Annotated in this window: 9 protein-coding genes; 2 read left to right on the top strand and 7 right to left on the bottom strand. The window is 71.6% G+C overall.

Going from position 1 to position 13,171, the window contains the following annotated elements; genetic code table 11:
- Nucleotides 1-332 precede the first annotated feature (332 nt).
- A complete protein-coding gene (gene lexA / locus BUE44_RS30315) occupies nt 333-1,112 on the top strand; it encodes a transcriptional repressor LexA (protein WP_073502224.1) in 780 nt (259 codons plus the stop codon).
- Between the two features lie 117 nt (nt 1,113-1,229).
- On the opposite strand, the gene BUE44_RS30310 is transcribed toward lexA, so the two are convergent.
- Complete coding sequence (locus tag BUE44_RS30310; protein ID WP_073502223.1) at nt 1,230-3,200, bottom strand: ATP-dependent DNA helicase; 1,971 nt, start codon at nt 3,198-3,200, stop codon at nt 1,230-1,232.
- A gap of 324 nt (nt 3,201-3,524) precedes the next feature.
- Here BUE44_RS30310 and BUE44_RS30305 point away from each other — a divergent pair, with 324 nt between their 5' ends.
- Entirely contained in the window at nt 3,525-4,721 is a 1,197-nt protein-coding gene (locus tag BUE44_RS30305; protein WP_073502222.1) for a serine/threonine-protein kinase, read from the top strand.
- On the opposite strand, the gene BUE44_RS30300 is transcribed toward BUE44_RS30305, so the two are convergent.
- The 6 genes from BUE44_RS30300 to hflX all read right to left on the bottom strand — a co-directional run bounded on the left by BUE44_RS30300 (nt 4,705) and on the right by hflX (nt 13,048).
- A complete protein-coding gene (locus BUE44_RS30300; protein ID WP_073502221.1) occupies nt 4,705-5,346 on the bottom strand; it encodes an FHA domain-containing protein in 642 nt (213 codons plus the stop codon). The two genes, BUE44_RS30305 and BUE44_RS30300, sit on opposite strands and share 17 nt — an antisense overlap.
- Nucleotides 5,347-5,420: 74 nt before the next feature.
- On the bottom strand, nt 5,421-7,184 hold the full coding sequence (locus tag BUE44_RS30295) for an IucA/IucC family protein (protein ID WP_073502220.1): 1,764 nt from the start codon (nt 7,182-7,184) through the stop codon (nt 5,421-5,423).
- 59 nt (nt 7,185-7,243) lie between these two features.
- Nucleotides 7,244-7,966 (bottom strand): GNAT family N-acetyltransferase, encoded by a 723-nt coding sequence (locus BUE44_RS38920; protein WP_073502219.1) that lies wholly within the window; start codon nt 7,964-7,966, stop codon nt 7,244-7,246.
- Between the two features lie 10 nt (nt 7,967-7,976).
- Nucleotides 7,977-9,830: an IucA/IucC family protein gene (locus BUE44_RS30285; RefSeq protein ID WP_079190212.1), complete on the bottom strand. Its 1,854-nt coding sequence runs from the start codon at nt 9,828-9,830 to the stop codon at nt 7,977-7,979.
- Nucleotides 9,831-9,885: 55 nt separating this feature from the next.
- Nucleotides 9,886-11,235 carry a diaminobutyrate--2-oxoglutarate transaminase family protein gene (locus BUE44_RS30280; protein ID WP_073502256.1) on the bottom strand — a complete coding sequence of 450 codons (1,350 nt, stop codon included), beginning with the start codon at nt 11,233-11,235 and terminating at the stop codon, nt 9,886-9,888.
- 316 nt (nt 11,236-11,551) lie between these two features.
- Complete coding sequence (gene hflX, locus BUE44_RS30275) at nt 11,552-13,048, bottom strand: GTPase HflX (protein ID WP_073502218.1); 1,497 nt, start codon at nt 13,046-13,048, stop codon at nt 11,552-11,554.
- Nucleotides 13,049-13,171 lie beyond the last annotated feature (123 nt).

Raw genomic sequence — 13,171 nt, 5'->3', positions numbered from 1 at the left:
GTCGCAAGTCGCAGACCGTACGCGGCCGCGTCCGCTGCGTGTCGCGGCGGCTTCGGGGAGCCGGTGACACCCTGGAGACGGCACCGACCGGAGCGTCACGGCGGTCGTCCGAACGAGCAGGGGACGACCGTATACGGCGAACACTGCGGTCGAACTTCCATTCGATCATTACACCCGGTACCTTGATCACGTCAGCGGATTTATGCAAATTCACTCGAACGTGTGTTTGGCGCAACCTTTCGAAACCCACTACCGTTGTACTAACTGCCCGCGGCTGCGAAGCGGGCCTCCCGCAGTTCATGCGGTGGGAGAACATCTCGAAAGGGGCCGCCGTGACCACCACCGCAGAGAGCGCCACAGCGACATTGAACGCCCATGACCGCTCCCCGGATCGAATCGGCCCGTTGGACGTGATGAACGAAGACAACAGCCCGAAGCCCGCGCGCTCACTTCCCGGACGGCCCCCGGGTATTCGCGCCGACAGCTCCGGCCTCACCGAACGCCAGCGCAGGGTCATCGAAGTCATCAGGGATTCGGTGCAGCGCCGCGGATACCCCCCGTCCATGCGGGAAATCGGCCAGGCCGTGGGCCTGTCCAGCACGTCGTCCGTCGCGCACCAGCTGATGGCGCTGGAGCGCAAGGGGTTCCTACGCCGCGACCCGCACCGCCCGCGGGCCTACGAGGTGCGTGCCTCCGACGCGGGGCATCCCCAACCCACCGACACCTCGGGGAAGCCGTCGGCCTCGTACGTGCCGCTGGTCGGCCGGATCGCGGCAGGTGGGCCGATCCTCGCCGAGGAGTCGGTCGAGGACGTCTTCCCCCTGCCCCGGCAACTCGTCGGCGACGGCGAGCTGTTCGTCCTCAAGGTCGTCGGCGACTCGATGATCGAGGCCGCCATCTGCGACGGCGACTGGGTCACCGTCCGCCGCCAGCCGGTCGCCGAGAACGGCGACATCGTCGCCGCCATGCTCGACGGCGAGGCCACGGTGAAGCGCTTCAAGCGGGACAACGGGCATGTGTGGCTGCTGCCGCACAATGCGGCCTACCAGCCCATCCCCGGCGACGAGGCCACCATCCTCGGCAAGGTCGTCGCGGTCCTGCGCAGGGTCTGACCCGCTGGTGGTCCGAGCGCCCCGGAAACCGTGCGACGGTTCCGGGGCGGACTCGTCGGGGCCCTGTCGTACAGACCCGGCCGTAAAGATCCCGCCGCGCAGGTCCCCGCCGTCGATTCAGACCTGGGCCGCCGCGTCGATCGCCGCCAGGGAGCGGCGCACCTGGTTGCGATCGGTCGTGTACCAGAGGTCGGGCATGGACGAGCGCAGGAAGCCGCCGTAGCGGGCGGTCGCGAGCCGCGGGTCGAGGACGGCGACCACACCCCGGTCACCCGACGCCCTGATCAGCCGACCCGCGCCCTGCGCCATCAGCAGCGCGGCGTGGGTCGCGGCGACCGCCATGAAGCCATTGCCGCCGTGCTCCTCGACCGACTTCTGCCGGGCGCTCATCAGCGGGTCGTCGGGCCGCGGGAACGGAATCCGGTCCATCACCACGAGCTGGCAGTTCACCCCCGGCACATCCACCCCCTGCCACAGCGAGAGCGTGCCGAACAGGCACGTCCTGGCGTCCTGCGAGAAGGCCCGGATCAGCTCGCCGAGCGTCTCCTCGCCCTGCAGCAGCACAGGGTGGTCCAGCCGGTCGCGCATCGCCTCCGCGGCGGTCTGGGCGCCGCGCATCGAGGAAAACAGCCCGAGCGTACGGCCTCCGGCCGCCTCGATCAGTTCGGCCAGCTCGTCGAGCATGTCCTCACGGCCGGCGTCCCTGCCAGGCGGCGACAGATGCCTGGCCACATAGAGGATGCCCTGCTTGCGGTAGTCGAAGGGCGATCCGACGTCGATGCCCTTCCACGACGCCACGTCGTCGCCCTCGGTGCCTTCCGGGGACAGGCCGAGCGAGGCCGCCACGCCGTTGAAGTCGCCGCCGAGCTTGAGCGTGGCAGAGGTGAGGACGACCGAACGCTCGGGGAACAGCTTCTCGCGCAGCAGCCCGGACACGTTGAGCGGGGCGACCCGGAGCGACGCTCCGAAACGGTCGTGGCGCTCGCACCACACCACGTCGTACTCCGAGACCGAGACCAGCCTCTCGCTCACCTCGTGCACGTGCTCGACCGCGGCGAGGGCCTGCTTGCGTACCGCGTCCTCGTCCTGCACCGACTTGTCGCGGGTGTCGCCGAGCGCCGTGATCACCTGGCGGCAGGCGTCCCGGAGCGCGGCCAGGACGTAGAGCAGGTCCTCGGGAATCTCCTCGAGGCGTCCGGGCAGCGCCAGCTCCATCACCCGCTCGAAGCCCTCCGCGGCGCTCAGCAGCGCGTCCGCGGCCTTCTCGTTGACCAGCCGGGCGGCGCGCTTGACCGCCCGGTTCACGCTGCCCGCGCTCAGCTCGCCGGTCGCCACCCCGGTGACCCGGGAGACCAGCTCGTGCCCTTCGTCGATGATCAACACTTCGTGGCTCGGCAGGACCGGCGTGCCCTCGATCGCGTCGATGGCGAGCAGCGCGTGGTTGGTGACCACCACGTCGGCGAGCTTGGCGCGCTCGCGCGCCGCCTCGGCGAAACACTCCGCGCCATAGGCGCACTTGGTGGCACCCAGGCACTCGCGCGAGCTGACCGACACCTGGCCCCACGCGCGGTCGGACACCCCCGGGGTGAGGCCGTCGCGGTCGCCGGTCTCCGTCTCGTCGGCCCAGTCCCGCATCCGCAGCAGGTCCTGGCCGAGCTTGCTGCTCGGCGCCGCGGCTTCGAAGGGGTCGAAGAGGCCCTCTTCGTCGTCCTGCGGCACCCCTTCGTGCAGGCGGTGCAGGCACAGGTAGTTGGAACGGCCCTTGAGCATGGCGAACTGCGGCTCGCGGCGCAGCAGCGGCTGCAGCGCGGTGACCGTGCGAGGCAGGTCACGCTCGACGAGCTGGCGCTGGAGCGCGAGGGTGGCGGTGGCCACCACCACCCGCTCCCCGTGGGCGAGCGCGGGCACGAGATAGCCGAGGGACTTACCGGTGCCGGTGCCTGCCTGGACGAGCAGGTGGGACTTGTCGTCCACGGCGGCGGCGACGGCCTCGGCCATGGTGACCTGACCGGTCCGCTCCACGCCTCCGACGGCGGTGACGGCGGCGTGCAGGAGGTCGGTGAGCGCGGGTGGGGGCGTGTCAGTCATAGGAAGGCAAGCCTACGGGCAGCCACCGACAACGCCGTCCGGCTGCCGCGGCCGGTCATCTCCGCGACCGGTCCTGTCATAGGGTGCCGCCTTCCGGTCATATGCCGTTCGGGCGTCGCCCGACTCCGGACTCCTCGTCCGCGAGGGAGGTGATCGCCGTCGCCGACGTGGTCCGCGCGCCGGCGCTCGGCGGGACGAGGGCGGCGGACCCGTCGTCGAGGGCGACCCGGCGGAGGGTACGGTCGCACCGCGGGCAGGCAGGGCGGTCGCGGCACCCACGACGGTGCGGCTGCCGTTGCACGACGTCGAGTGAACGGGGCTCCGGTGGCAGCAGGCGAAGTCGGTGTCGGAACGGTCCTCAGCGGCCGCTACCGGCTGGAGGAGCTGCTCGGCGGCGGCGGCTTCGGGCAGGTCTACGCGGCGGTCGATCAGGGTTTGGGTCGCCGGGTCGCGGTGAAGGTGCTGACGCTGCGCGCCGAGTGGGCGGACGTCGAACGCAGCGAGCGGCAAGGGCGTTTCCGCCGCGAGGCGGTGGCGGCGGCCGCGCTGAGCCACCCCAATGTCGCGACGATCCATGACGCGGGCGAGCACGAAGGGCGCCCGTTCATCGTGATGGAACTGCTCTCCGGCACCGACTTCCGCAATGTCCTGCTGGATCGCGGCGGGCTGCCGGTGGCGGACGTGCTGGCGTACGGCGCGCAGATCTGCGCCGGGCTGCAGCACGCCCATGAGCGCGGCCTGGTGCACCGCGACATCAAACCCGAGAATCTGATGCTGCTCCCAGACGGCGTCGTCAAAATCTGCGACTTCGGCCTGGTCGCACCGCAGGATCCGAACGTGACGCGGTATACGGAGCCGCAGGCACTGCTCGGCTCGCCGCCGTATTTCACGCCCGAGCAGGCACAGGGCGTCGAGGTGACCGCGCGGTCCGACCTGTATTCGCTGGGCTGCGTCCTCTACGCCATGCTCGCGGAACGGCCGCCTTTCACCGCGGGGAATTACATCGGCTACGCATATCTCCACGTGCACGAGGAGCCGGAACCGATCGCGAACCGGCGTCCCGGAGTGCCGCCGGAGCTGGCGCGGCTGGTGCACGAGTTGCTCGCCAAGGCTCCGCGGGACCGTCCCGCCAGTGCCGCCGAGGTTGCCGCTCGGTTGCGGGCGATGATGCGGCCCGCGGCACTGCGGCGGACGCCGACGACCCTGGACCGTGGTGCCCGGCATCTGGTGTGGACGCTGATCGAGGAGGGCGAGGTGCTGCTCGCCGCCGGGCGCTTCCATGACGCCGATGACAGGTACTGGCAGGCGCGGCAGCAGATCCTGCGCCAGGGCGCGGACAACGAGCCCGCTTCCTTTGCCGCGCTCTTCGGCCGGGCACGGGCGCTCGAGGGCCTCAACGGCGTCGAAACGACCCGCCGACAGCTGGAGGAGCTGGCGTTGAGCGCCGCGGAGGCGCTGGGCGCCGACCATCCGCTCGCCCGATGCACCGCCGTCTATGCGTCGGTCAGAGGAGCACACTGACGTGGAGGTCTGCGGCGAGCCGGAAGGTGTCTCCCGGCCGCAGCGGTGTCCTGTCGTTCGCCGCGAGCCGGTAGCCCCGCACGTAGGTGCCGTTGGTGGAGTCCTCGTCGGTGATCCATGCCGAGCCGTCGGTGTCGACGCCGACTCGCGCGTGGATGCGTGACAGATTGTCGCGCTCGGCGAGGAAGGTGACGGCCGGGCAGAGCTGCGGGTCGCGGCCGAGCCTGATCGAGTAACCCGGTGCCACCTCGACGATGTCGCCGCCGGGGAACCGCAGCCGCAGGGCGTCCACGGGAGCGTCCCTGCGGGTCCGTGCGGGCCTGGGGAGGACACCGGGGATGACGTTGATGACCCGGGTGTGTTCGGCGTCCGAGGCGGCCCGTGGCGGTGTGCTCGGGGCCGGCCCGGCTCCCGGCGTGTCCGGGCCCGGCGCGGGCGGCCGGGACACGCCGGGCCTCGGCAGGCGTTCCGTCGGGGCCGTCGAGGACGGCGGCGGGGTGGCCGCGGCATGCGCCGAGGGCATCAGCGCGAAAGGCACGAAGCAGCCCTGGCAGACCAGCTGGCCGGCGAAGGCGCCCGGCGTGCCGCATTCCGGGCAGGATCCGGCGCCCGTTTCCTCGCGCATCCGCCCCCATCCCTCCGCGGTACGACCGGTGCGGCGATCGTATCGGCTGGTGCGGCGGCACGGTGCGGCCGAGGTCAGACCGTGTGCAACGGGTTGGGCACGGTGCCGTGCACCGCTGCGTGCGGCCGCTCGGCCCGGTCCCGGTAGCCGTCGAGGTGCAGCCGGTTGCGGTTCAGGCACAGGCGGGCGATGCGCGGGGTGAGCAGGTCGTAGCTGGAGAATCGTTCCTTGAGATGGGGGAAACGTTCCTGGTAGCGGATGATCTCGTCGCGCACCAGGCGCCAGAAGTCGGCTTCCACGACGCCCATCTGATCCTCGCACAGGGGCGAGAGATATCGCAGGACGCCGACGAAGAGGCCCGAGTGGATGAACTGCGTGAGGAAGCCGGGCGCCTCGGTCAACAGCACCGCCCGGACGTCGTCGGGCATCGTGCCGTGCTCGGGCAGTGCTTCCGCGCTGACGTTGACGTCGTCGACGAAGTCCTTGACCGCGAGCCGCACGGGGAGGTCGTGCTCGTCGAAGACGACGATGGCGTTCTCGCCGTGCGGGGAGAAGACCGTGCCGTAGCGGTAGAGGAAGTGCAGCAGCGGGGGCAGCAGGGCGCCGAAGAGGTGCCGCAGCCAGACGGCCGGGGCGACACCGGAGCGCGCCACCAGTTCGGCGGTGAACGAGCGGCCGTCCGGGTCGGTGTGCAGCAGCGCGGCCAGCGTGCGCGCGCGCTCACCCGGTTCGAGGTACGCGGTCAGCGGCTCGCGCCAGATGCAGCCCAGCAGCTCGCGGTATTGGTACGGAACGGTCGGCAGCCGGTCGTACTGCGGGTGCGCCACGGTCACCGAGGCGACCTCGCCCAGCAGGATCACCCGCGTCTCGTCGCGCAGGAACGGATCGCCGGCACGCAGCCCGTGCACCCACGCGGTGACGGCGGGCGCGGCGAGGGTGCGCTCGGTCGGCAGGCCGCGCCAGACCAGGGTGTTGAGCACCGACAGCGGCAGCTTGACCGTGCGGCGCTGCGGGCGGCTGGTGTTGAGGAAGGTCCTGATGGACTGCTGGGGTGATCTGAGGTCGTTGTCAGTGCCGAGGGCGATGATGGATCCGTCGGCGACAGCGGGAGCGAAGAGCGGCAGGACCACGTGCTCCCACTGCCAGGGGTGCACCGGCAGCAGCAGGTAGTCGGCCGGGTCGCGGTGGCGCTCGGCGATGGTGCGGTGGAAGGCGTCGAGCGTGTCGGACGGGATCTCGTCCGCGTAGAGCAGATCGGGGGTGGCGAGCGTGTCGACACCGCGGTATCGGGCCAGGCTGCGGTGCACGGCGATCCACGGCAGGCGGTGCTGCCTGCGGGCTTCGGGCGCCCAGTGGGCCGCGTCGGCGTCCGAGAATCCGATACGTCCTTTGTTCGCCACCAGCCAGGGGTGCCCCGTCTGGTGTCCTTCCAGCTCCGCGTAGTCCAGGTCCGCCAGTTCGGCGGCGGGCAGCGCGCCGGCGTCCAGGCGCAGGTCGGCGCGCAGCGTGGCGAGGAGTTCGCGGATGAGGTGGCCGGTGGTGTCCCCGCTCAGGCCGAGCACGCCGTCGTGTGCCTGGCTGATGAAGTGCAGTGGATCGCCGTCGGGGCCGATGCTCGCCTGGTCCACTTGCCAGCTGCCGTAGGCGCCCCGGCGGGCGTGGAAGCGGTAGGTCACGTCGTCGCCGACCCGCAGGCGGTACGCCGTCGGACCGACCGCGGGCTCCGGTTCGGGGACGATCACCTCCTCGTAGGCGAATTCGGCGAGCAGCTTCGCCAGCAGGCGCCGGGCCGCGCGTTGCCAGGCGGCCGAGTCGGGGGAATGGGGGGTGCTGATCACGGTGGACTCCTGCCGGGACCGGGGGTGCAGGCGGGTGGTGGGAGATCGGGACGGCTTACTCAGAGCAGGTGGCGCACGGCGCGGTCGCGGATCATCAGGGCGGCGCGCTTGCCCGGCAGGTCGGCCTCTGCGGACAGCCGGAAGCCCGCGGCGAGAAAGGCGGCCACGGAGGGGGTGTTGCGCAGGTCGGGTTCCGAGACCACCCGGCCACAGCCGGGCCGATGGTCCAGGATGAGGTCGGCGACCGCCTTGATGAGGATGCTGCCGAGCCCGCGGCCGCGGTCGGCGGGACCGCCGATGAGCAGGTGGACGCCGGTGTCCTGCGGCCTGGCCGGGTAGTACCGGGCCAGTGGATCGAGGTCGGCGCGGTAGACCTCCCAGTAGCTCATGGGGATGCCGTCGAGCAGGCCGAGGCAGGGGATACTGCGGCCGTCTCCGCCGAGTTGGGCGTCGAGATGCCGCTCGGTCACCGCCGGGTCGCCGGCCAGCTCCCAGAATTCCGCGACCACCGGGTCGTTCATCCATCTGCTCACGAGGGCGAGGTCGCGTACGCCGTCGACCGGCACGAGGCGGAAGGCTCCGGCGGCCGTGTCCGCCCAGGCCCAGCGCTCGATGTCGCCGACCAGCCCGGCGTCGGCGGCGGACCGGGAGCCGGGGTCCTGCCCGCCCGACGGGGCGTCGCGGGCCGCCAGGAGCGCGAGGAATTCCGGTGGCAGCGTCAGATCGAGGGTGTCCTCGGTGTCCGGTTCCGCGGGTGTCACGGTGGCTCCTCCTCCCTGCACGGGGGGCCGGTCAGCCGGCCAACGGGTTGGACATGGTGACGTACACCGACTGCGTGTCGACCGGGCCGACGAGTTCGTCCATGCCGTGCAGCCGGGTCAGCAGGTTGGCCTTGCAGCGCAAATGCGTGCTGTGCAGCAGCAGCCCGGGCAGATTGCTTGCGTCGCTCTGCGCCGCCCGGGCGAGGAAGCCGCGGAAGGCGGCGAGCAGTACCCGCTCGTCGGCGAGTTGCTGCGACCCCAGGGCGCCGATCAGGCCGAGCACATTGTTGATGCCGACGTAGTAGGCGAAGCGTTCGTCGGCGATCTCGTCGGAGACGAAGGTGTCGCTGGCGGCTCCGAGGCCCGGCAGCCGCCGCTCCAGGTCCGCGCGGTGCGAGTCGCGGTAGTAGTAGCCCTGGTTGTCGCGGTAGCGGCCGCCGCAGGGCCAGCCGTCCGCGTCGAGCAGCACCAGGGTGTTCTGCTGGTGCGCTTCGAGTGCGATGCCCGCCTCACCGTCCAGCCAGAGCAGCGGGCGCACCACGGCGTCGAGGTAGCGCAGGAACCACTCGGTGGCGACCGCCGGGCCGGGCCGCCCGGTCCGCCCCGCGAGCCGGGCGACGAGCACGGCCAGCCGGGACCGCAGTACGTGCGCCGCGCCGTCGGCCGGCCAGGGCCGCGGCGAGGCCAGTCCGGCGACGCAGTGCGCCTGGTCGCCAGGGCCGAACGGATTGTGCCGGAGCACGACGTCGAGACCGGCCACCGGCTCGCCGTCCGCGGTGTCGACGGCGAGCCACGCCGGGTCCCGCACGATGTCGAACCCGGGGTGGGCCGCGCGCCACTGCGCCGCCAGCCCGCTGCGCAGCAGCCGGTGGACCTCGGTGCCTCGCAGCAGTTCCTTGCGCAGGTTCTCCCGCCGGGAGTTGGTGATCCGGACGCCCAGCGACAGCTTGAGCATCGCGGGGGCGTCGTGCCGATAGACGGTGCGCACGGAGGAGGTGGGGTGCCACGCCTCGCCGTGCGGGCCGAGGTCGTGCAGCAGCCCCGCGTCGAAGAGCGCCCGCACGCCCGGCCGATGCCCGATGTCGCGGGCCTGCCACGGGTGCAGCGGCAGCAGCGCTGTGCCGTCGGGCCGAGCCGGGCCGGGCCCGGCGAACGAACTGACCAGGTCGACCGCCCGGATCGGGCGTCCCCGTTCGGTCCATGCGGAGTCGGTGGCGAGCAGTGCCTCGTCCACGGCGAGCCAGTGCAGGGGGAACGAGCCGCACGTCTCGGGGGAATATGCCGCGTTCTCGCCGTCGCTGAGCCCTTCGCGGCTCTTCGGGGCGGGGTGCATCGGGTGGCCGAGAACCAGGGCCTGCTCGGAGTCCAGGAAGGGCAGTTCTGCGTCGGCGGGGTTGGGACGGCTGCGCCTTTCCGTGACGAAGACGGCCGTGCGGCGTACTGAATCGGCGACCCTGGCCACCAGATCGGCGGCCTGCGCGGGGTCGCCGCCGCCTTCCCTGGCCAGCAGGGCGGACAGTTCCACGGCGGTCAGGACATGCTCGGCGGCGGTGGGGCGTGCCGGGCCGAAGCGGTGGTGGCCGGTCTGCGACCAGTGGCGTACGGCGGCTCGCGCTTCGATGCCGCTGGCCGGCAGGACGAGCCGCAGCACGCCGTCGGCCGGCCGCGGCAGTCCCCTTTCCCGCACCCAGCACCGCAGCAGATTGTCGGTGGCCGCGGCGTCGGCGACACGATAGGCGTCGGGATGATGCAGCGGGTCCGCGCCGGCGCCTGCCGTGGCCTCGGGCGCGGAAGTAGCGCCCGGCTGCGGGAGATGCGGGCGCTGGAGCGGCATACCGGTCAGTTCGGCGACCGGGGCCATGGCGACTTCTGCGGGGGCGGTCATACGGAGGCTCCACTGGTCGTTTCCGCGGGAAAGCGGGCGATGTCGGGTGCGGGCGTCATGCGGCGGCGCCCGGCGCGATGGCGTGCGCGGCTTCGATGGCTCCTGCCAGGCGTTCGAGTACGGCCTCCGCCTGCTCGTCGGTGATCGTCAGCGGCGGCAGCAGCCGGACGACGCTGCCGTGCCTGCCGCCGAGCTCGATGATCAGGCCGCGGCGCAGTGCCTCGCACCGGATCTGCTCGGCGAGGCGCGGTGCGGCGGGCTGGGCGCCGTGGTCGTCCGCTTCCGCGTCTGTGTCGACGATCTCCACGCCGATCATCAGGCCGCGGCCCCGTACGTCTCCGATGCACGGGTGGTGCGCTGCGAGCCCCCGCAGGCGGCTGAGCATGAGGGAGCCGACCGTCTCGGCGCGCTCGTGCAGGGCGTTGCGCCGGACGAAGCCGAGGGTCGCGGTGCCCGCGGCCATGGCCAGCTGATTGCCGCGGAAAGTTCCGGCGTGCGCGCCGGGCAGCCAGCCGTCGAGCTCTTCGCGGTAGACGATGACGGCGAGTGGCAGGCTGCCGCCGATGGCCTTGGACAGCACCATCACGTCGGGCACGATGCCGCTGCGCTCGACGGCCCAGAAAGTGCCGGTCCTGCCGACTCCGGTCTGCACCTCGTCCGCGATCAGCGGGATGCCGCGGTCCGCCGTGATCGCCCGCATCCGCCGCAGCCAACTGTCCGGGGCCGGAATCACGCCGCCCTCGCCCTGCACCACTTCCAGGAGCATCCCGGCGGGAGGCTGCACCCCGCCCTTGGGGTCGTCCAGCAGGTGCGCGGTCCAGCGCGCGGCCAATTCGGCGCCCCGCTCGCCGCCGATCCCGAAGGGGCAGCGGTAGTCGTAGGGATACGGCAGCCGGGTGACCTGCGTGTCGTGTCCGTGCAGGGCCGCGCGCACCGCCGTGTCGCCCGTCGCGGCGAGCGCCGCCGCCGTCATGCCGTGGTAGGCGCCGGAGAAGGCCAGCAGCCCGTCGCGCCCGGTGGCGGTCCTGGCAAGCTTGATGGCCGCTTCGACGGCGTCGGTGCCGGCCGGCCCGCAGAACTGGATCCGGCCGTGCTCGGCGAGTGCCGGCGGCAGCGTCTCGAACAGGGCCGTGGTGAAGGCGTCCTTGACCGGGGTGGCGAGGTCGAGCACTTGCAGCGGCGCACCGGAGTCCAATACGCCCCTGACGGCCTCCATGACGACGGGGTGGTTGTGGCCGAGAGCCAAGGTTCCCGCACCTGAAAGGCAGTCCAGGTAGCGGCGGCCGTCCGCGCCCTCGATCGTCATTCCCCTGGCGCGCACCGGGACCACGGGCAGCGAACGCGCGTAGGTGCGGGCGGCCGACTCGCGCTGCTCCTGCCTGCGCAGGATCCCCTCCGCCGGCACTTCCGCCGCCGTGAAGCCGTCGTGGTCGTCGTAACCGCCGGCCGGCGCCGTGAGATGTCCCGACGCGCTCGAAATGGCCGCCACGTGCTGTCTCCTCCGAGTCGCCTGCAGTCGATTCGTCCCCCGTCTGTACTAACGACGCGGTGACGGACCGATCACGGGCGGCACGCAGAACTTTCGCGGCCTGGAAGAACTGGGACAGCGACCCATGGCTGCGTAAGGCGGCGGATTTCGTCAACCCGGTGACCAACGAGGACATGGGCAGGGCCCGCGAGACGGGGCCCTACCCATGTGTTGCCTTGCCTGCCCGGGTCGGTCAGTGGTGCGTGGCGAGGATGAACGGGGCCAGCTCCGCCGCCATCTCCTCATGCACCCGGACCTTGAGCAGTGTGCCGTCACCGGTGTGCTCCTCGGAGAGCACCTCACCGCCGGCATGCACCCGGGACACCAGCCCGCCGTGGGTGTAGGGCACCAGGGCCTCCACCTCCACGTCCGGGCGCGGCAATACGTCGTCGATCATCTCCAGCAGCACGTCGATGCCCTTGCCGGTTCGCGCCGACACGGCGATGGCGTGCTTCTCGTTGCGCAGCAGGCGCTGGAGCACCAGCGGGTCGGCCGCGTCCGCCTTGTTGATCACGACGATCTCGGGCACGTCGAGCGCGCCGACGTCGCGGAACACCTCGCGGACCGCCGCCAGCTGCTCCTCGGGCACCGGGTGCGAGCCGTCCACCACGTGCAAGATCAGGTCGGCGTCGCCGACCTCCTCCATCGTGGAGCGGAAGGCCTCCACCAGGTGGTGCGGCAGGTGCCGGACGAACCCGACGGTGTCCGCCAGGGTGTAGAGCCGCCCGCTGGGCGTCTCCGCCCTTCGTACGGTCGGGTCGAGGGTGGCGAACAGCGAGTTCTCCACCAGGACTCCGGCTCCGGTGAGCCGGTTGAGCAGCGAGGACTTGCCCGCGTTGGTGTAACCGGCGATGGCGACCGAGGGCACCTTGTGGCGCTTGCGCTCCTGGCGCTTGAGGTCACGGCTGGTCTTCATCTCCGCGATCTCCCGGCGCATCTTGGCCATCTTCTCGCGGATTCGGCGCCGGTCGGTCTCGATCTTGGTCTCACCGGGACCACGGGTGGCCATACCGCCGCCGGACGAGCCGGAGCCACCACCACCCATCTGCCGGGACAGCGACTGGCCCCAGCCTCGCAGCCTGGGCAGCATGTACTGCATCTGGGCGAGCGAGACCTGCGCCTTGCCCTCACGGGACTTGGCGTGCTGGGCGAAGATGTCCAGGATCAGCGCGGTGCGGTCGACGACCTTGACCTTCACCACGTCTTCGAGGTGGATGAGCTGTCCGGGGCTCAGCTCACCGTCGCAGACGACGGTGTCGGCGCCGGTCTCCAGCACGATGTCCCGCAGCTCCTGCGCCTTGCCTGAGCCGATGTACGTGGCCGGGTCCGGCTTGTCGCGGCGTTGGATGACACCGTCGAGGACGAGGGCGCCGGCGGTCTCGGCGAGCGCCGCCAGCTCTGCCAGCGAATTCTCGGCGTCGTCCACGGTGCCGGAGGTCCAGACGCCGACGAGCACGACGCGCTCCAGGCGCAGCTGCCGGTATTCGACCTCGGTGACATCCTCGAGTTCGGTGGACAGTCCCGCGACCCGGCGGAGCGAGGCCCGCTCGGAGCGGTCGAGCTGATCGCCGTCCCGGTCTCCGTCGATCTGCGCGCTCCAGGCGACGTCCTCTTCCATCAGGGCGTCGGCCCGAAGGCTCTCGGGGAGGCGCTGGCGGTTGTTCGAAGAGGAAGAAGAGGAGGAGGTCATCGGATCCTTAGGTCGTACGGTCAGGGTCCGGCACACGTTCGTGCCGTCATTACGATGGTCGCACGCCGGACCGCCGCGGTCACGCGGGTTTCCCGGCGGGTGCGCACCACGTGCGTACCACTC

The organism is Actinacidiphila paucisporea (genome assembly GCF_900142575.1).
Lineage (GTDB): Bacteria > Actinomycetota > Actinomycetes > Streptomycetales > Streptomycetaceae > Actinacidiphila > Actinacidiphila paucisporea.
Note: the sequence above shows the minus strand (reverse complement) of the source record. Positions and strands in the feature narration are given on the sequence as shown.

Coding starts and splice junctions, on each gene's coding strand:
- BUE44_RS30310 (WP_073502223.1), bottom strand. CDS start 3,200: ATGACTGACACGCCCCCACCCGCGCTCACCGACCTCCTGCACGCCGCC.
- BUE44_RS30300 (WP_073502221.1), bottom strand. CDS start 5,346: ATGCGCGAGGAAACGGGCGCCGGATCCTGCCCGGAATGCGGCACGCCG.
- BUE44_RS30285 (WP_079190212.1), bottom strand. CDS start 9,830: ATGACCGCCCCCGCAGAAGTCGCCATGGCCCCGGTCGCCGAACTGACC.
- hflX (WP_073502218.1), bottom strand. CDS start 13,048: ATGACCTCCTCCTCTTCTTCCTCTTCGAACAACCGCCAGCGCCTCCCC.